This window comes from Methanobacterium sp., assembly GCA_012838205.1.
GTDB lineage: Archaea > Methanobacteriota > Methanobacteria > Methanobacteriales > Methanobacteriaceae > Methanobacterium.
Window position 1 is genome coordinate 24,299 of the sequence record DUPR01000036.1, and the last position, 18,123, is coordinate 42,421.

At 35.6% G+C, this 18,123-nt stretch carries 21 protein-coding genes and 1 tRNA gene; 14 read left to right on the forward strand and 8 right to left on the reverse strand.

What is annotated here, in order from left to right; genetic code table 11:
• Window positions 1-46 precede the first annotated feature (46 nt).
• The 4 genes from GXZ72_05810 (at window position 47) to GXZ72_05825 (ending at window position 2,790) form a co-directional block, all read left to right on the forward strand.
• Window positions 47-595: a PadR family transcriptional regulator gene (locus tag GXZ72_05810; GenBank protein HHT19057.1), complete on the forward strand. Its 549-nt coding sequence runs from the start codon at window positions 47-49 to the stop codon at window positions 593-595.
• Window positions 596-606: 11 nt separating this feature from the next.
• Window positions 607-1,065 carry a GyrI-like domain-containing protein gene (locus GXZ72_05815; protein HHT19058.1) on the forward strand — a complete coding sequence of 153 codons (459 nt, stop codon included), beginning with the start codon at window positions 607-609 and terminating at the stop codon, window positions 1,063-1,065.
• 169 nt (window positions 1,066-1,234) lie between these two features.
• A complete protein-coding gene (locus tag GXZ72_05820; protein HHT19059.1) occupies window positions 1,235-2,074 on the forward strand; it encodes an amidohydrolase in 840 nt (279 codons plus the stop codon).
• Between the two features lie 26 nt (window positions 2,075-2,100).
• The gene (locus GXZ72_05825) at window positions 2,101-2,790 is read left to right on the forward strand and encodes a DNA alkylation repair protein (protein ID HHT19060.1); all 690 of its coding nucleotides are present in this window, start codon (window positions 2,101-2,103) and stop codon (window positions 2,788-2,790) included.
• A 423-nt stretch (window positions 2,791-3,213) separates the two neighbouring features.
• Here the strand turns inward: GXZ72_05825 and atwA are convergent, their stop codons facing one another.
• Window positions 3,214-4,812: a methyl coenzyme M reductase system, component A2 gene (gene atwA, locus GXZ72_05830; GenBank protein HHT19061.1), complete on the reverse strand. Its 1,599-nt coding sequence runs from the start codon at window positions 4,810-4,812 to the stop codon at window positions 3,214-3,216.
• A gap of 48 nt (window positions 4,813-4,860) precedes the next feature.
• Window positions 4,861-5,445, reverse strand: coding sequence for a DUF134 domain-containing protein (locus tag GXZ72_05835; protein ID HHT19062.1), 585 nt, complete (start codon window positions 5,443-5,445; stop codon window positions 4,861-4,863).
• Between the two features lie 211 nt (window positions 5,446-5,656).
• Between GXZ72_05835 and GXZ72_05840 the strand changes: the two genes are divergently transcribed.
• Window positions 5,657-7,051, forward strand: coding sequence for a response regulator (locus GXZ72_05840; protein ID HHT19063.1), 1,395 nt, complete (start codon window positions 5,657-5,659; stop codon window positions 7,049-7,051).
• Window positions 7,052-7,257: 206 nt separating this feature from the next.
• On the opposite strand, the gene GXZ72_05845 is transcribed toward GXZ72_05840, so the two are convergent.
• The gene (locus GXZ72_05845; protein HHT19064.1) at window positions 7,258-8,622 is read right to left on the reverse strand and encodes an MBL fold metallo-hydrolase; all 1,365 of its coding nucleotides are present in this window, start codon (window positions 8,620-8,622) and stop codon (window positions 7,258-7,260) included.
• A 167-nt stretch (window positions 8,623-8,789) separates the two neighbouring features.
• Between GXZ72_05845 and GXZ72_05850 the strand changes: the two genes are divergently transcribed.
• From GXZ72_05850 to GXZ72_05880, 7 genes are all read left to right on the forward strand, one after another.
• Window positions 8,790-9,731: an ATP-binding cassette domain-containing protein gene (locus GXZ72_05850; GenBank protein ID HHT19065.1), complete on the forward strand. Its 942-nt coding sequence runs from the start codon at window positions 8,790-8,792 to the stop codon at window positions 9,729-9,731.
• A gap of 2 nt (window positions 9,732-9,733) precedes the next feature.
• Window positions 9,734-10,498 carry an ABC transporter permease gene (locus GXZ72_05855; GenBank protein ID HHT19066.1) on the forward strand — a complete coding sequence of 255 codons (765 nt, stop codon included), beginning with the start codon at window positions 9,734-9,736 and terminating at the stop codon, window positions 10,496-10,498.
• A 198-nt stretch (window positions 10,499-10,696) separates the two neighbouring features.
• Window positions 10,697-10,846 carry a hypothetical protein gene (locus tag GXZ72_05860; GenBank protein ID HHT19067.1) on the forward strand — a complete coding sequence of 50 codons (150 nt, stop codon included), beginning with the start codon at window positions 10,697-10,699 and terminating at the stop codon, window positions 10,844-10,846.
• A gap of 361 nt (window positions 10,847-11,207) precedes the next feature.
• Complete coding sequence (locus GXZ72_05865) at window positions 11,208-11,852, forward strand: hypothetical protein (GenBank protein ID HHT19068.1); 645 nt, start codon at window positions 11,208-11,210, stop codon at window positions 11,850-11,852.
• Between the two features lie 123 nt (window positions 11,853-11,975).
• Window positions 11,976-12,662 (forward strand): CRISPR-associated protein Cas4, encoded by a 687-nt coding sequence (locus tag GXZ72_05870; GenBank protein ID HHT19069.1) that lies wholly within the window; start codon window positions 11,976-11,978, stop codon window positions 12,660-12,662.
• 103 nt (window positions 12,663-12,765) lie between these two features.
• Window positions 12,766-12,837: transfer RNA gene (locus GXZ72_05875), tRNA-Gln, on the forward strand.
• A 21-nt stretch (window positions 12,838-12,858) separates the two neighbouring features.
• Window positions 12,859-14,022, forward strand: a complete 1,164-nt coding sequence (locus tag GXZ72_05880) for an ATP-grasp domain-containing protein (protein HHT19070.1) — start codon at window positions 12,859-12,861, stop codon at window positions 14,020-14,022.
• A gap of 25 nt (window positions 14,023-14,047) precedes the next feature.
• Here the strand turns inward: GXZ72_05880 and GXZ72_05885 are convergent, their stop codons facing one another.
• A complete protein-coding gene (locus tag GXZ72_05885; GenBank protein HHT19071.1) occupies window positions 14,048-14,248 on the reverse strand; it encodes a hypothetical protein in 201 nt (66 codons plus the stop codon).
• Window positions 14,249-14,328: 80 nt separating this feature from the next.
• Window positions 14,329-14,736, reverse strand: a complete 408-nt coding sequence (locus GXZ72_05890; protein ID HHT19072.1) for a DUF61 family protein — start codon at window positions 14,734-14,736, stop codon at window positions 14,329-14,331.
• Between the two features lie 63 nt (window positions 14,737-14,799).
• Between GXZ72_05890 and GXZ72_05895 the strand changes: the two genes are divergently transcribed.
• Together GXZ72_05895 and GXZ72_05900 are read left to right on the forward strand one after the other, a co-directional pair.
• A complete protein-coding gene (locus tag GXZ72_05895; protein HHT19073.1) occupies window positions 14,800-15,135 on the forward strand; it encodes a hypothetical protein in 336 nt (111 codons plus the stop codon).
• A gap of 42 nt (window positions 15,136-15,177) precedes the next feature.
• Window positions 15,178-15,588 (forward strand): hypothetical protein, encoded by a 411-nt coding sequence (locus GXZ72_05900; GenBank protein ID HHT19074.1) that lies wholly within the window; start codon window positions 15,178-15,180, stop codon window positions 15,586-15,588.
• A 66-nt stretch (window positions 15,589-15,654) separates the two neighbouring features.
• Here the strand turns inward: GXZ72_05900 and GXZ72_05905 are convergent, their stop codons facing one another.
• Genes GXZ72_05905 through GXZ72_05915 form a run of 3 tightly spaced genes read right to left on the reverse strand, consistent with a single transcriptional unit; the run spans window position 15,655 to window position 18,122 of the window.
• Window positions 15,655-16,038 carry a DUF22 domain-containing protein gene (locus GXZ72_05905; protein HHT19075.1) on the reverse strand — a complete coding sequence of 128 codons (384 nt, stop codon included), beginning with the start codon at window positions 16,036-16,038 and terminating at the stop codon, window positions 15,655-15,657.
• Window positions 16,031-16,687, reverse strand: a complete 657-nt coding sequence (locus GXZ72_05910) for a V-type ATP synthase subunit D (GenBank protein ID HHT19076.1) — start codon at window positions 16,685-16,687, stop codon at window positions 16,031-16,033. Before GXZ72_05910 ends, GXZ72_05905 begins: the two co-directional genes overlap by 8 nt.
• A gap of 43 nt (window positions 16,688-16,730) precedes the next feature.
• Window positions 16,731-18,122 (reverse strand): ATP synthase subunit B, encoded by a 1,392-nt coding sequence (locus GXZ72_05915; GenBank protein HHT19077.1) that lies wholly within the window; start codon window positions 18,120-18,122, stop codon window positions 16,731-16,733.
• Between the last annotated feature and the right edge of the window lies 1 nt (window position 18,123).

An 18,123-nucleotide genomic window follows, 5' to 3' on the forward strand; every position in this document is an offset into this window, starting at 1 on the left:
TGGGTGGGAGAAAGATTTAAATATTATTATAATATTAGAATATTCTATGTCTAGAATATCAGATTTGGAGACAGCTATACTTGGCCTACTATATGAGGAACCTCAGCACGGTTATCAATTGGAAAAGACTATTGAAGGATGGGGAATGCGTAATTGGACCCCAATAGGGTTTTCATCCATTTATTATGTTTTAAAAAAGCTGGAAAAAAAGGAATTAGTTGAATCAAAGTTAGAAAAAGTCGAAGGAAAACCTTCTCGTAAAGTGTTCACCATCACGGACTTGGGAAAAAATACCATGAAAGAAAAGCTAACCAGTCTTCTTTCTTGGAATAAAAAGTTAATAAATCCATTTGATCTTGGCCTGGCTTATCTTAACTATCTGGAACCACAGGAAGTTATTGATTGTCTGGAAAATTACTTAGAATCGGCCCAGGGTAGAATAAAATTCCTGGAAAGCTCAGTGAAGATGCAGAAAGAATTAAAATCCCCTTACTATGTTGTTGCGCTTTTCAGCAGGCCATTAGCAAGCCTTAAAACTGAGATGGAATGGGTAAAAGAATTTATTGAAGAAATTAAAAGGGAAGAAAATCTTTAAAAGGTGGAAAAATGGAAATTGTCGAAAAGAAAATTGGAAAAAGACAAGTGGCTTATATAAAGTATAAGGGATCTTATGAAGAAGTCCCAATACTCATGGGGGAAGTTGTGGGATTTATAATGGCCAAGGGGCTGCAGATAATGGGCCCTCCATTTGGTGTTTACTTCAACAGCCCCCAGGAAGTCCCAGTAGAAAAGCTCATGTATGAAATTGCAATGCCTATTTCAGGGGAAGCGGAAGAAGAAAGACGAGTAAAAATCAAAACAATACCTGAACAACTGGTTCTATCAACAATATATAAAGGACCTTACAGCGAATGTGGGAGCACAATAGGGGCACTGGTACAGTACGCCTACCAAAATGGATATGAAATCATAGGGCCTCCAATGGAGACCTACATCTCAGACCCCAATGAAACACCAGAAGATGACCTATTAACAGAGATGTGCTTTCCAGTGATGAAAAAATAGGTCTAAAATTACATTTTTTTTAAATTGATGGTAAAGGGGAGATTTTCGATGAATAAGTATCTTAAAAACATTATGGGGGATGTATCGCTTGGAGGATTTAACTAGTTCACGGGGGATTTAACTAGTTCACATGTCATTTGGAGTTACATGTCACTTGGAGGATTTATCTATGATAGTAGATGCTCATGTACACCTGCATCCAACAGAAGAAGTTGGAAAAATGGTTGTAGAACTGATTAAAGAAAAACATGGTGTGGGTTATTACAGTTACGGCACACCAGATGATTATGTGGGTGATATGAGTGCTGCAAACATTGATAAGGCAGTTATACTCAGTTTTGCACTTGATAATCAACTTAAAAACAATAACTTCTGGACTGTAGCCATCACCAAGACTGGGAAAAATCGGCCAGCCAAATATCCTATGTTCATCCCATTTATCTCTGTAAGCCCCACCATGACTGGCCGAAAACCCGTTGAAGAATTGGAGCACAAACTTAAATGGGGAATGCGAGGTTTAAAGATCCATCCTGTTGCACAAAAATTCGCACCAGATGATGATAGGATGTGGCCAGTTTATGAATGGCTGGTTAAACACGATTTACCCATAACCGCCCATTCAGGTATAAATATTGACGAAAAATCAGAACTCGGCGAACCAAAAAGATGGATAAATGTTCTGGAAGATTTTCCTGATTTAAAGTTAATCATTGCCCATCTGGGGAATGGTTTCTGGGATCAGACCATAGAAATTGCAGAAAAATTCCCTCATGTCATGTTTGACACAGCCATAGCCATCTCCCACATCGATACACCAACCACCTTGGATGACGCTGAAGCTGTGGACTTAATCCGAACTATAGGCTCTGAAAGAATAATGTTTGGTTCGGATTATCCATGGATAAACCCTTCAGGGGATGTTCAACGGATTAATAGTCTAGATTTAAGTGAAAACGATAAAAAACGCATACTTGGTGAAAATGCTTTTAAATTTTTTAACTTAAAATAAATCTCAAACTTGATTGGTGGGTAAAAATGGAATATAAAGAGATTATACAAGAACTAGAGTCATTATCAAATTCCGATGATATTGAAGGGATGGCCCGTTTTGGGATCAATCCCCAGAAAGTTTTTGGCGTAAGAATGCCAGAATTACGGCGAATAGCCAAAAAGGCTAGTAATGATCATGGTTTAGCCAGCCAACTATGGCAGGCAGGCTACCAGGAATCCATGATCCTGGCTTGTATGATTGAAGATCCTAAAGCTGTCACCGAAGAACAAATGGATGATTGGGTTCTTAAATTTGATACTTGGGCAGTCTGTGATCAATGTTGCATCAAATTATTCCATAAGACTCCTTACGCGTATAAAAAAGTATTTGAATGGAGCACACGGGAAGAACAATTTGTAAAAAGAGCTGCATTTACTTTAATAGCGGTTCTGGCAGTTCATGATAAAAAAGCCCCTGATCAGAATTTTGAACAATTTTTCCCAATAATAATTAGAGAATCAACTGATAACCGTATTTACGTTAAAAAGGCAGTTAATTGGGCTTTAAGGCAGATTGGAAAAAGAAACATAAATTTAAATCGAAAATCTGTTAAAGTTTCAAAAAATATGTTAAAAAGTGATTCTAAAGCTGCTCAATGGATTGCAAAACATGCTTTACATGAGTTACAAAGTGACAAAGTTCAAAAGTTATTGACCAAAAAAATTGGTTACTAATATTGAAAACAAAATTAAATCTTTTTCATCATTCAAGTGTTAAATCACTCCTATAAATTAAAAAACTAATTGAAAATTCTTTGACCTTTTTTTTACAAAGGTAATCTTGAAAATAGGGCTGAAAGGGATTGTTTAAAACCAGACGTTAATTGTTCAATATATTCAATCTGATACAATGTCCCTATAATAAATGTAGCATCGAATTTATTTTTAAAAAAATAATATTGAAAGGATTATAGGGAGTTTTGCTTCATTATTATTCACGGGATCATTTATCACTGCATAAGCAACAATAACAATGGCCAGAACAATTAAAACAATTTTATACACATTATCACATTCTTAAATTATTTAAAAAAAGTTTTTCGAATCTTAATAATCTAGAAAATGGATATTGGTAAGCTAAAAAAATCAGTATTATTTTTATGTTTCTTCTTTTAGCATCTTATTTTTTTCAGTAACCGTTAATTCTTCCACAACTTCACTGGGAATCCCAGTTTTAAGGATTTTACCACCTCGCATTATGGAAGCTCGGTCACATACATCCAAAACAAAATCCATATCATGACTGATTATGAGAAAAGTTTGATCAAGCTCTTCACGTGCTTTTTTAATGGAGTCTGTAACTTGCACCCGGGTTATAGGATCCATGGTACCTGTAGGTTCATCAAGAATTACAATTTTAGGTTCCTTAATAAGAACTTGGGCCAGAGCAACTCGATGACGTTCTCCACCACTCAGTTCATCATGGTATTTGTAAAGAATACTCTCTGCATAGTTTTCATCGAATCCAACAGCATTTAAAACATATAATGCTTTCATCTTCGCAAATTCAGCTGGTAACTCAAGACTAATAGCTTCAGTTAAATTTCCCAAAACATTGCGGTGGGGATAAAGACTGTATTCTTGATGAAGAATTCCAAGGTAAGGTTTTATTCGACCACGACCAAAAATACCCTTTTCTGTCATATCAATCCAATTATCTCCCAGTTTAACATCGATCTGGCCACTGCTAGGATCGGTGAGTCCGTACAAAATGCGTGATAAAGTTGTTTTCCCTGCTCCGGAAAGACCTACCACACCATAAATCTCCCCTTCATTTACTGAAAGATCAATACCATCCACAGCTTTAATTACTCCTCTTTCAATGGAGTAATAGTGCTTTTTAACATCATCCATTTTGATGATGGGTCCTCCTGTTTCAAAGGTTTCACTAATTTTTGGTTGAGGCACATGTTCCATGAAACTCTTAACAACAGTCTCAGGATCTCCTTCTTCAATTATTTCACCTTTATCCAACCATATCACATGGTCGGAGAGGTTTTCCATTACTTCAGGCCAGTGGGATGTGATTACCATGCTGAGACCCTGACTTTTCACACCTTCAATCAGTGCTTGATGAATCAGTTGAGCAGTGTTGGGATCAAGAGTACCGGTGGGTTCATCTGCCAGGAAGATCATAGGTTCTTTTGCTAGCTGACGGGCTAGAACTACCCTCTGTTTTTCTCCACCACTAAGATCTCGGGCTATATGGGTTATTCTATGTGTCATCTGGGCTAAATCAAGAAGATCTATTGCTAAATAAGTGCTTTCTTCTTCATCATGCCCTTGAATTGATTTTAGCACATTATCAATCACGGTGTCATCTTCGTATAATGCAAAGGTTCTCTGCAACATTATTGAGATTCGGCGCCTGATTGCAGCGAAAATATTCCGATCAGCATTCCAAAAGTCAACTTCCATCTTTTCGAATTTTCCTCCGCATTTGCAGTTCTTATTGTTCAGTGATGGTGGTTCTACACTGAGGCATTTAGGGCATATTGCGATATGGTAAATTATTTGACCTTTATCTGGTTTGTAATCCTTCATACCACGTAACATATTTATTAGGACAGATTTTCCAGAACCACTTTTACCGAGAATTCCTAGAATGCTTCCTTCTGCAACGTTGATATTCAAGTTGTCTAAGACTTTAACTCCATTGAAGGTTTTGGTTATATTTTTTATTTCTATGAAAGACATTAAACCACCAATTCTTCTTCATCAAATAACACTTATTTATTAATTTATTTATTGTTTTTCGGCCCCACAAAGTGGAGTTTCACATTTAGGGCATTTATTATTACTGCAAGGCACTCCTTGAGTTTTTGGAGATTCATAGCCACAATTTGGACATTTACAAATTGTTGGAGCTCCAACTCCCAGTCCAGTTCCTCCATATGATCTTCTTTGTAGTAATGAATCTTCAGAGTCAGAACGCGTTTTATCCTTTATAAAAATTATTTTAGTGGATTTACAATCTGGGCATTTTTTGTATTCTTTGCGGGGATGTTGCCATTCAAATCCACATTCATTACACTCGTATTTAGTTTCACTATCCTTTCCGATGATGATTAGTGGATTGCCATTTATTAAGGCATTAGCTATCTTCTTACGTGATGAATTCAATATTCTATGAAATGTAGGTTGAGATATTCCCATTATCTCTGCTGACCTTTTTTGCTGAATATCAAGATAGTCTCTTAATCGGATTGCTTCAAATTCATCTATCCCTATTTGAATAGGGTTTATATTCTCTGAATCTTCTCGTTCTGGTTTAAAACATCTTATTTGGGGTTCTTGTGATATTCTTCGGAATCTACGGGGTCTTGCCATATTGTGAATATATATTCAATTGTCTAATATATATTTTTTCATGGACTAAATCAAAGTCAACAAATAAATTATGTGTATTAAATTTCTCCTCTTATTTATTCACGCAATGCTTTAATAGATGACTATATAATTTTTAAAATACATAATTAAGATTAAGATCTTAATTGACAATTTGCAGATGCCAAGGATAAAGTCCAGTATGGGGAGTAATATGGCACATATACTAATTGTTGAAGATGAAGTTGTGGAGGTTATGTATCTTAAAAATAGCCTCCAATTAATGGGTTACGATGTGTTAGCTGTTGCATCCAGTGGAGATGAAGCTATAGATAAAGCTAAAAAATTAAAACCTGATCTTATTTTGATGGATGTTGTTTTGAAAGGGGATATGGATGGTATTGAAGCAGCAAAACACATTAAAAAATTTAAAATTCCTATAATATTTCTCACTGGCCTCCTTGATGATAGGACTGTTAGCAGAGCCTTGCTGAGTGAGCCTTATGGTTACATCATCAAACCATTTGATAATCGTAAATTGAAAATATCAATTGAAGTAGCCCTCTATAAGGATAGGATGGAAAAAAGACTTAAAAAAAGTCAAGAAGATTATTATCACACTATTTTTGAAAATACAGGCACAGCAACCGCGATCATTGAAGAGGATAAAACCCTTTCCCTGGTTAATACTGAGTTTTCCAACTTAACTGGCTATTCAAAAGAAGAAATAGAACATAAGATTAAATGGACCAAACTCTTTGCACCGGAAGAACTTTCCATGGTGGAAGACTATCATTACCTCCGCAGAGTAAATCCAGATAGTGCCCCTAAAAACTATGAAACACGATTAGTAACACGCAATAATGATATTAAAGATATTCACATGATTGTAGCCATGATTCCGGGAACAAAAAAGAGCATGGTTTCTGTTTTTGATATTACTCAACGTAAAATCGCTGAGGATAATCTTAAAAAATCGTTAAAGCAAAAAGAGATTTTGTTAAGAGAAATTCATCACAGAGTAAAAAATAATTTACAAGTAATATCCAGTCTCCTGAGCTTGCAAAAGCATCAATTCGGAGATACGGAAACAGCAGATATCTTGAATGAGTGCAAGGGAAGGGTCAGGGCAATGGCAATGATCCATGAAAATTTGTACCACTCTAATGATATAAACAATATTGATTTTGGAATTTACTTAAATAAGATGTTATCCGCCATTCAACGTTCATATCAAGTTTCTAATTCCATCAAAATAAACACCAATGTTGAAGATGTGTTAATGGGGATAGAAACTGCAATGCCTTGCGGACTTATAATAAATGAACTTTCAACTAACAGTATTAAACACGCATTTCCAAATCGAGATATGGGAAATATCTTTGTTCAACTAGAATCTGTCAATGATTCATACGTTCTAACTTATGCTGATGATGGGATAGGTATCCCTGAGAATATCAATTCTGCAAACTCTAAAAAACTGGGTTTATTGATTGTGGAAACATTAGTGAATCAATTGAATGGTGTAATGGAAATTGACAGAAGTAAAGGAACCAAATTTGTTATTAAATTCAGAGAACTACCCTATCAAGACAGAACAAAATTATAAAATTGTCTTGGAATTCAACTTTATAACTATATTTCGAATGGAATATCTTATTTGATGCAATAATGCGGGACAAGTTTTATTTTTTTTTAACTTGGCAGTTCATTTTCAATTTATAATGACAAATTTCAACCAATCCTCTAAATTTATATCCACATACTATATTAAAATTCATAAAATCTAAAATCCCCCTATTTTCACTGATAGGTTCAGCTTTTAACAGGATAACCTGCTTTTTTCCAAGCAGTTATGCTTCCCAACACGCTGATAACATCATTGTAACCATTTTCTTTGAGAAAACTGCAGACAACGGTGGATTTATTTCCAGAATCACAATACACTACCACTGGAATGCCCTGTGGAATTTCAGATAGCCTTTCAGGAACTTCTCCAATGTATAAATGATGAGCACCTTCAATGTGCCCTTTTTTCCAGTCGTTGATTTTACGTACATCAAGGAGGAAGAAATCACCATCAAACTGGTGTTCTTTCAACTGCTTAACAGTCCAAAGTCTTAAACTGTCCACATTTTCCACAGTTACATACCAACTCGGGAAACCATTTGCCAGAAAACCATATAAATTATCAAAGCCCAATCTAATCAGTGAATTCCTAACGTCATTTATTCCATAGCTATCATCATCAACCAGGACAATAGATTCTTCGTAATTTAAAAACCACCCTGCAAATGTGGCAACACCTTCTTTCCAAATGTTTAGACTCCCTGGAATGTGGCCCCCAGCATAACTGGTGGGTTTGCGTACATCCAAAATCTGAACTCCATTATTTTTCATTTCCACTAATTTTTTGGGAGGTATTGCTTTAAGGTGAGGAACACACCCTATGATTGGAGCACCGTTCTTGTTGAAATCTTCCATTTTCTTGAAATAAGGGGGTGTGTAATGTTCTTCTTTTATTTTTAAGTTGATAAAATCTTCTCTAGACTTCGATTTCAATTGTGGGTTTGTTCTTGCTTCATAACCTGTGGTTGTGAAGTCTTGTCTTCGGATGTCAGCACCACAAACTGAACCTGCTCCATGTGCAGGGCATAAAACTGCTTGGTCACCTAAAGGTAATATTTTATCAAAAATACTATCATAGAGTAATCCTGCCATTTCGGATCGCTTATCTAATCCATAAAAATCAATACGTCCTGTTTCACCGGCAAAAATCACATCACCCGGAAAAATCATTTGAACATCTTCTGAAACTCTTAAATCCCGTAGTACTATTGTTATACTTTCTAATGTATGACCTGGAGTTTCTAAAATTTCTAATTCTATATATCCGATGATGAATTTATCTTTATCACTGACTGGAGTCCCATAAGCAAAATCAAGTTTTTTTCCATGAAATATCTCAGCCCCAGTCAAATTAGCTAGTTCCAGAGAACCAATAACATAATCTTCATTACGATGTGTCTCAAAAATATGGGTAATTTCAAGTCCTTCTGACTCTGCCAAGCGCATATAAATGTCAACATCTCGACGCGGATCCACAACTACAGCTTGCCCATTAACTCCGATAAAATAGGAGTGATGGGCAATCCCCTCTGATTTTATCAGTTTAAATATCAATAACGAATCCCCCATTTATTTAATGTTTTTTTTTGTAGATTGTTTATGCATTATTTTTATTTTTTTTATCAATTAAGGTAATGGTCGATAGCATTAAATCACACACCATTTAAATTACCATTACCCAATTTATTACCAAGTTGATTTTTCCAAGGAGGAAAACCATGGATTACATCATTGAAACCCAAGACATAGTAAAAAGATTCGATGATTTTATTGCAGTTAACGGTGTTAATCTTAAAGTTCCAAAAAACAGTGTTTATGGAGTTTTAGGACCTAATGGTGCGGGTAAAACTACATTAATATCCATGTTATGCACTATTTTGCATCCCACCAGTGGGTGGGCAAGAGTCAATGGTTACGATGTTGTAAAAAATCCTAAAGAGGTTAGAGAATCAATAGGAATAGTTTTTCAGTCAAGAGCCTTGGATGATATTCTCACTGGTCGTGAACATCTGGAAATGCATGCTTCATTGTATGGTGTGCCAAAAGATGTGAGAGAAAGCAGGATCACCGAAATATTAGATCTCATTGCATTGGGGAAAAAGGCCGATGAATTCGTTAAAACTTACTCGGGTGGTATGAAACGGAGACTGGAAATTGGGAGAGGACTAATTCACTATCCTAAGGTTCTCTTTTTAGACGAACCTACCTTGGGTTTAGATCCTCAGACCAGAGAGAGTATTTGGGAATATATCAATGAGTTAAATAAAAATCAAGATGTTACTGTGTTAATGACCACCCATTACATGGAAGAAGCAGACCAACTATGTGATGAGGTGGCTATAATAAATCAGGGTAAGATAATCACTGCAGATTCACCAAAAAACTTGAAAAGGGAGCTTAAAGCAGATACCATTACTATAATAGTTGATAAACCCGAACTATTCATGGAAGAAGCTGAAAAACTGGAATTTGTCAGGGATATCTTCAGAACTGACTCTGAAATTAAGCTTATGGTTGAAAGGGGAGATTACCTAGTTCCAGAAATTGTGAATTTTGCCAACCACTTGGACATTTTTGTGAATTCTGTGGAACTAGAGCATCCAAACTTGGAGGATGTATTTCTTAAATACACCGGCAGAACCATTCAGGGTGAGGAATAAAAATGGCAGAAATTGAAGGAATTTATACTATATGGCTCAGGGAGAACAAAAGATTCCTCCGTTACCGTTCACGGATACTAACATCAGTGGTGACCCCACTTTTATGGCTTTTAATATTCGGAACTGGGCTAGGTTCAGCCATAAGGTTTGGCAATACTCCTGGCGGATACCAAGCTTTTATTTTTCCAGGGATTATTTGCCAAACAATTTTGTTTACCTCTGTTTTTTCCGGACTTAGTGTGATTCAAGACCGGCAATTCGGATTTTTGAAAGAGATACTAGTAGCTCCCATATCTCGTCCAGCTATTGTCTTAGGGAAAGCAATTGGAATAAGTACTACAGCCCTAGTTCAAGGAGTAGTTCTACTTCTGCTATCCTTTGTGGTTAATGTTAAGATGGATATTACAATTCTCCTGGCATCAACAGTAGTAATTATAATCATTTCCTTGGGACTGTCCGGCATGGGCCTTTTGATAGCATCCTTCACTGACAGTATGGAAGGGTTTAACCTCATAATGAGTTTTATAGTAATGCCTATTTTTCTTTTAAGTGGTGCTCTATTCCCAGTTACAGGATTACCTGCATGGTTACAAGCTGCTGTTTACCTTGATCCTTTAACCTATGGGGTTGATGCTTTAAGGGCAATTATCCTTCATTCATCAGTTCTACCTTTATATTTAGATTTGGCAGTGATCACCAGTTTTGCTGTTACAATGGTTTTGATCTCAGCATTTATATTTAGCAAGAAGGAACAGAGTTTGATGTAAATTTTTTAAGATTTTTTTTTAACGAATCTAAAAATTAGAGTAAATTTCCGATAAATTAAGTAACGAAGGATTTTTTTTAGATTGGTTTTTTATTTTTTTCCGGATGAATTGTATGTACTATTCGAAATTGAAGTTTTATTTCGTTAAGTATATAAGCTTTCAAAACAAATATTGTTCATCATAGGGAGATTTGTTAACGTGCAAAAACTTTATAAAGTACACGACTTTCTGGACGACGAAAGTGTGGATAAGTTCATGAAAGAACTTATCGAAGAAAATTATGGATATTTACGTGCTAAATACCGACAAATATTGAACATAGCTAGCAAAGCCAGAAACAAGTTTTAATGATTATTGGATAACATTCAATAGCTCATAATAATATTCTTTAACATATCACACTAATTTTAATATACATTTCCGTGTCCTAATTGATTAAGAACATCTTAAACCATGTTTAAAATGAAAATCAAGTTCTTGATGTTCTAATAATTAGAATTACTAATTGAAATCTTTTATATACTCATTTTTAGATTAAATCAATATATTTTTTCAAAAAAATATCCAGTCAATATTTGTGCACATCTATCCAATATGAATCCATTTGGATGGCACTGGAATATATTTATGAACTGCAAGAACATAACATTAGATAAGAGCATCATAACTTTAAATGGACTCATTTTTGAATCATTAGAGGGGTATTTTAATGGTGAAAATGGTTAAATCTGCAGTCAAATGCTACAAAAAAAAGACCAAAAAAAGTGTGGCTGGTAAAAAGAAGACCTACGAGTACAACCAGTATCTTGTTCCCCTGAAACGGTCTGATAATCTGGACTGCAGTATGGAAGTTTTCATCATACCTCAAAGTGATTTTAAACAGTATCTCGATGAAAATGGTGAGTTTAAGGATATTAATGTCCAAAAAAATGACTATAAGATGCACATAGATCATTACAAAAGGGAACTTGCTGATTTGGAGTGGAAACATAGTCAACTTTCCAGATCATACAAAGATCTACTGAATAAACATAACAAAACTCGTAGGAAACAGCAGGAACTCCACGAAAAGATCAAAATTCTGCAAAACGATAAAATTAAACTTATAAATGCATTGAAAATCGAAAAAAATGTTAATAGGGTTCCTGAAATAGTTAAACAAGAGGTTTTAGACGAAAAATTAGTTTCTGGTAATGAAATGTCATCAGAATTGGATATATTAAAAAAAGCAACCACAGCAAAAGAAAAATCAGTTAAAACTGATATGATAGAAGATATCAAAGACAAAGAAGATAAGGATATATGGACTGTTATTAAAAGTCGATTATCCAAGAAGGAGGAAAAAGAAAAATAATGTATTACTTATTTTCTGCTCTCACATCAAACATATTTTTTTAAAGATTCATTTTTAATATAGACAACTCAGAGAAAGTTCAATACAAAAAATACCAATAAAAAAATTTTTTAAGGTTTCATCATGCCCAAAACCAGATCAAAACCCCATCCTGACATATCTCAAGTAATGATAATGGATGGGCAAAATAACTTCCCAATTAGCTGGTTGAATAAACAGGGATACTGTGAGTACAGTATATATCTAGAAAATGTAAAGGGTATTCAAATGCAACCCACCCTAGACATGGTGGTTGGAACAAAAGAACACGCTCGTTTAGAGGAGGATTTTAAAAAAGATGCAAAGCCGGCTACATTTGAAGAGATGTTAGAGACTTCAAAAACAACTGAAATATTGTCAAGAGAACTGCCAGTTCTTTCAGTTCATTATGGTGTTAGGGGTTATATTGATGAAGTATGGATGACTCCAGATGAATTCATCATTATAGACGATAAACCTGGCACTCAAGCGTTTGCTTCATCAATCAACCAAGTTTATGGTTATTGTCTGGCATTTAAGGACACGATAAAGCCATTTAAGAATATAATAGGGGCAAAAAGGGGAATCACAGCTGCTTTAAGGCAGAGAGGAACTGATAACATTTTTTGGTCAGCATACTTCGATAATAAGGCAGAATCAGTTATAATTAACCTCATTAACCGGGTTCAAAACTTGATCTCTGGTAACGAAGAGTTTGTGCCAACTCAAAATCCCAGAAAATGCCGTAGTTGCCGTTTTAAAAGAAAATGTGACAAAAGAGCGTTACCCTGATCAATTTAGAATATTTAACCTACTTAAAATAAGATGTAGATAAGTTTAAATATCACCTCAGTCTAAAAAGAGATTGCTGTAGTTACGGCTTTTTTTATGTTTTAGTCCCGTAGGGTAGTGGTAATCCTACTGGTCTTTGGAACCGGTGACGGCGGTTCGACTCCGCTCGGGACTATTTATTTTCAAGGGTAATTACATGGAAAAAATTCTAGTTGCAGGTGCAAACACCCGCGCTGTAGCTTGTTCTCTTAAAAAATTAGGATATACGGTTTATTCTGCTGATTATTTTGGAGTTATGGATTTAAGACCATGTGCTGATATTTCAAATTCTGTTTTGAATCAAAAACCAGCAAAATCATGTGGTAAATTTCTAGAACGATTTGATTCCAAAGCGATTGAGGAAAAAGCTCTGGAAATGGTGGATGATGTTGATGGCATTATTTTTTGTGCAGGTGTATCGCCACGTAGATTCCCATCAGATAAAATCATAGGAAACTATGATATACAAGATGTTCAAGATAAATATCGCCTTTTTGGAAAACTTAAATCTGAATTTAATGTCCCAGATACCTATATGATAGGTGATTTTGATGAAGCCCTTGATATTGCCAGTGATTCACCTGAAAAAAATTTCATACTCAAACCTCGACATGGTTCTGGTGGCTATGGAATTCAAATGTTAAACTTGTTAATTAAAGATTCAAATAAATCAGAACTATTTAGCAACCTACTAAAAATAGATGAAAATAACTGGATTATGCAAGAATTTATTGATGGAGAAAATATCAGCGCTTCAGTCCTTTCCACAAAAAATGAAGCCCATACAATATTAAACAGTTGTCAAATCATAGGAAATAAGAGTTTGGGGCAGTTAGAACCATTTGGATATTGTGGGAACATTGTGCCTTACCCTGTAGATGGGGAAATCTCTGAAACTGCCGAAAAAATAATTGATCACCTATCCCTCATTGGTTCAAATGGAGTGGATTTCATCATTAAAAATGATGAATTATATGTTGTTGAGGTAAACCCCCGCTTGCAGGGAACATTCGAATGTGCTGAAATAGTTTTAGGCGTAAATATGGCAGAACTTCATCTTAAAGCTTGCCAAGGACATCTTATGAAAGTTTCCCTTCCTGAAAGATTTGCAGTGAAAATGATCATCCATGCCCAGCATAGATCACAAGTAGGTAACATGCATTTTAAAGGAATTCATGACCTGCCTAATCAGGGAGTAATTATTGAAAAAGGCGAACCAGTGGTTACAGTTTTAACTTCCAGTCCCCATAAAGAAGATGCAATAACCTCCGCTCAAAAACTGGTTCAAAGGGTTTATACATCCTTAAAACCGGTTATGTAAGTCACATTGTATAAAATATTATCATTTATGTGAATACCCTTAAATAAATATAAATGAGCGTTCCAATTACAATTCCCACTGTAACCATTATCTCAGCACCGAAAGTTAAAATGGATACTATGGCCATCTTATCCGGATCTTTTTTTATTTCTTCCCAATTAAAATCGTATAAAAAGTCGAGGTTAAATGATTTCAATTTTTTCCATAAATTTTTAAATCCCATAATTAAATTCAATCCTTTATTTTTATCATTCATTTGAAGCGATTTTACAATTGATTAAAAACGTAGATGTAGAGATAAAATTTTCATCTCACTAGAAATATATACTGTGAGGTGGTGGGCAATATTTTCCTTACTAATTTTATGTCTGGCCGGTAAATATAGATTTCATCATCACAATCATCCCTTCCCAGTATCTGGCAAAAAATCTGGCATTCAAGTTTTCCAGTTATCCTGGATCCACTAGAATCAGAATCAATCTCAATATAAATTGGAAGCTTTAATTGCCCCCATAATTCATTGGGAATAATAGAAGAAATTTTTTTCAATTCATTTCTTTTAAAACGATGCCTTGTTCCATCTGTTCCCAGTACATGGGGTTTATTTTCTCCTAAAAGTTCTTTTAAACTTTTTCTTTCCTTGGGAAGATGACGATTAAGACTCATGATCTGTTTTTTCAGAAGCCTATTGTTTCGGTTTTGATCCCCAATCATCGTTAAGATTTTATTCTTTGATGAATATAATATTGTAGTATAGAATTAAACATGGTGAATATTGTGGATATTGATATAGAGCAATGCAGAGAAAATGACAAGATAAAGAATATTATCAGTACCAGTGGCCTTCCAATTAAACACATAAAACTACTTCTCAGATTATCGGATACCATATACATTAATGCCATAAATTATAACGTGTTGGTTAATGAAAACCAAGTGATAATTCTTCTTATATCATCTAAACCAGACAATATTACAGGGATTTTACATACTTATTCTATTACAAATGTTCTTTACAAGATTAGAGATATGGAAAAGGAGCATGATGATTTAAATACATATTGTGAGGTTGAAGATAACATTTTTAAGATTATTATAAATATTAACCCGTAAAAACTCTATAACTTTAATAAATTCTTTTTTGTTGGTGCATGAATGAAAATTAAAGAGTACCAAAAATTGATACAAGAATTATCTGATATAGACTTAGAAGCTAATTCCATTGCGGATTCTAGACGGATTTTAGCTGAACTCAATGAAAGGGAAAATATAGTTGCTGAGCTTATAAAACGTGTTAAGAAAGATATTCAAAACATTGAACTTGATTTTTTAGAAAAAAAACATAAGATAAATGTTGATTATGCGGAAGGTCGTTCGTCAGGAGTGATATCAAGAGTTAGAGGGAAATCTAAGGTTAAAGAGTTGAAAAAACTTCAAGAAAAACGTGATGAAACCTTAGAATCATATCATGCTGTGCGTTATATTTTGGATGAATTATACATTCAGATTAAAGATGCCAAAGATCCACTTAATAACTATATAAAAGGTAGATTAGGTGGATTGTAGGGTAATTATCATTAAAAAAATTTATAAAAAAAATATGTTATAGGCAGTTTTTCGCACTTTAATCTATTAGAAGTTGATATCTACAGGTAAAAGTATCAAAATGCCTAATAAATCCTCTTTTTCTACTTTATAGTCCAATGCTGCTGCGAAAAGGGCGTGATCTGCTGTTCTTTCCATGCTTATGGGAAGGTATGTTTCTTCACCAACTGCCAGAGCATGTCCATACATATTAGTTCCATAAGCACTTATGAAACAGATGTGGTTAGCGTTGATGTTAATTTTTTTGATTTGGACTGGTTTTGTTTCCCCTGCTTTAAATTCCTTCTCTTCAGCAGCGATAATAGCACGAACTTTTCCTGAGATGTTGCCGATTTCGAAATCAATGACAGGTTTGGCCTTTTTGATTTGTTCTTTTTTAACCTGATCCAGTCTTGTTATTATTCTAACCATTGGCAGCCTCCTCACTTTCCATGGACTTTTTAACCATCTTCAAGCGTACAAAGCTTTCTCTTTCCATCTCTTCTAAGCGCATTTCAATATACTTGACAGTGTTCTGCAATCGGGGTATGATGATGTGTTCTAATGCGTTAACACGTCTTTTAGTGGATTCAATCTCACTTGCCAATAACATGATTGTTTTTTCAGTTTCTCCCAGTTCAATAATGAGTTGGATTGATTTTTCGAACTTTTTAGCTGCTTCGTCAACTTTTACGGAGGTATCCATGAATCCGTAGCCACGTTCAACAATAGTTCTCTCCTGAATTTCAGAGTCAATTATTGGAACCACCACTCCCATAATACTTCTAGAATCGATATCAACATCAACTGATTCAGTAACCGACATGGCCGCTTTTTTTACTGCAAGATCACCCATGTTTATTTGGGCTGCTGTTAAATCACGGTAAGCTTCCTCGAGGTTTTTGGCAACGGTTTCACGGGATCCTTTAACCTTCTCAAGGATGTTGAAAAACTCCATGATTAGAGCATTTCGTTTCTCTTTAAGGAGGCTGTGGCCTTTAACTGCCAGCTTTTCCCTCTCTTTGAGTTTTAAAAGTTCCATCCTAGTGGGGTTGATGCCTTCAATCATTTCTTGTGCCATTTTTCATCCCTCTATTTTATTTCTCAAAAAGTAAGGATGGGTTTTATTTATGGGCAGGGTGGTATTTAGGAATGTGCTCTGCACGTACCCTTTTAAGCTCTTGTTCAGGTAGCAAGCTCATTAATTCCCAACCAAGGTCCAATGTTTCCTGGATAGATCGGTCTTCATCCCTATTTTGGGTGATGAATTTGTCTTCAAAGTCATCTGCGAATTTTAGGAATTTTTGGTCACGTTCAGTCAGTGCTTCTTCACCTACTACTGCCATTAAATCACGTAAGTCACGTCCTTCAGCATATGCAGAGTAAAGCTGGTCAGATACACCGCTGTGATCCTCACGGGTTTGTCCTTCACCAATCCCGCCGCTCATCAATCGTGATAGTGATGGGAGCACATCTACTGGTGGATATATTCCTTTACGGTGCAAGTCTCTGGAGAGCACAATCTGTCCTTCAGTAATGTAACCAGTTAGATCTGGAATAGGGTGAGTAATATCATCTTGAGGCATCACCAGTATTGGCATCTGTGTGATGGAGCCCTCTTTTCCTACAATACGGCCTGCTCTTTCATATATACTGGAAAGGTCAGTGTACATGTAACCAGGATATCCTCTTCGTCCAGGTACTTCGTCACGAGCTGCTGAAATTTCCCTTAGAGCTTCTGCATAGTTGGTCATATCAGTCAATATAACCAGCACGTGCATGTCATGTTCAAATGCAAAGTACTCTGCAGTTGTTAGAGCCATACGGGGGGTGATGATCCTTTCAATTGCTGGGTCATCAGCCAAGTTCATGAATACAGTCACTCTTTCAAGTGCTCCTGTTCGTTCAAAATCACGCATGAAGTAGTTAGCTTCTTCGTGGGTGATACCCATGGCTGCGAATATCACCGAAAACTCTGATTCTTCGGCTAACACTTTTGCTTGTCTGGCGATCTGAGCAGCCAGTTCATTGTGTGGAAGACCTGATCCAGAGAAGATGGGTAGTTTCTGTCCACGTACCAACGTGTTCATACCATCTATGGTTGAAATACCTGTTTGGATGAATTCTGCTGGGAATTCCCTGGCAGATGGGTTCATTGGGCTTCCATTTATGTCTAATTCTTTTTCAGGGATGATTTCCGGCCCACCATCTATTGGACTTCCTGTTCCACTGAATACTCGTCCAAGCATGTCTAGCGAAACCCCAATCTTAGCTGTTTCTCCAGTAAATCGTACTTTAGTTGTTGCAGTGTTTAGATCACTAGTTCCTTCGAAAACTTGAACCACAGCAACGTCACCTTTAACTTCCAGGACTTGTCCTCTTCTCATTTCACCGTTTGGTGTTTCTATGTCCACTATTTCGTTATAGGCAACACCTTCTACACCTTCTACGATCATGAGAGGGCCAGCCACTTCTCTAACTGTGGTATATTCTCTGGTTTTGATATTAGCGTTCATT

Bases quoted from the DNA above. Each gene is read 5' to 3' on its own strand.
- GXZ72_05810 (HHT19057.1), top strand. From the start codon at position 47: ATGTCTAGAATATCAGATTTGGAGACAGCTATACTTGGCCTACTATAT.
- GXZ72_05815 (HHT19058.1), top strand. From the start codon at position 607: ATGGAAATTGTCGAAAAGAAAATTGGAAAAAGACAAGTGGCTTATATA.
- GXZ72_05820 (HHT19059.1), top strand. From the start codon at position 1,235: ATGATAGTAGATGCTCATGTACACCTGCATCCAACAGAAGAAGTTGGA.
- GXZ72_05825 (HHT19060.1), top strand. From the start codon at position 2,101: ATGGAATATAAAGAGATTATACAAGAACTAGAGTCATTATCAAATTCC.
- atwA (HHT19061.1), bottom strand. From the start codon at position 4,812: ATGTCTTTCATAGAAATAAAAAATATAACCAAAACCTTCAATGGAGTT.
- GXZ72_05835 (HHT19062.1), bottom strand. From the start codon at position 5,445: ATGGCAAGACCCCGTAGATTCCGAAGAATATCACAAGAACCCCAAATA.
- GXZ72_05840 (HHT19063.1), top strand. From the start codon at position 5,657: ATGGCACATATACTAATTGTTGAAGATGAAGTTGTGGAGGTTATGTAT.
- GXZ72_05850 (HHT19065.1), top strand. From the start codon at position 8,790: ATGGATTACATCATTGAAACCCAAGACATAGTAAAAAGATTCGATGAT.
- GXZ72_05855 (HHT19066.1), top strand. From the start codon at position 9,734: ATGGCAGAAATTGAAGGAATTTATACTATATGGCTCAGGGAGAACAAA.
- GXZ72_05865 (HHT19068.1), top strand. From the start codon at position 11,208: ATGGTGAAAATGGTTAAATCTGCAGTCAAATGCTACAAAAAAAAGACC.
- GXZ72_05870 (HHT19069.1), top strand. From the start codon at position 11,976: ATGCCCAAAACCAGATCAAAACCCCATCCTGACATATCTCAAGTAATG.
- GXZ72_05880 (HHT19070.1), top strand. From the start codon at position 12,859: ATGGAAAAAATTCTAGTTGCAGGTGCAAACACCCGCGCTGTAGCTTGT.
- GXZ72_05890 (HHT19072.1), bottom strand. From the start codon at position 14,736: ATGATTGGGGATCAAAACCGAAACAATAGGCTTCTGAAAAAACAGATC.
- GXZ72_05900 (HHT19074.1), top strand. From the start codon at position 15,178: ATGAAAATTAAAGAGTACCAAAAATTGATACAAGAATTATCTGATATA.
- GXZ72_05905 (HHT19075.1), bottom strand. From the start codon at position 16,038: ATGGTTAGAATAATAACAAGACTGGATCAGGTTAAAAAAGAACAAATC.
- GXZ72_05910 (HHT19076.1), bottom strand. From the start codon at position 16,687: ATGGCACAAGAAATGATTGAAGGCATCAACCCCACTAGGATGGAACTT.
- GXZ72_05915 (HHT19077.1), bottom strand. From the start codon at position 18,122: ATGAACGCTAATATCAAAACCAGAGAATATACCACAGTTAGAGAAGTG.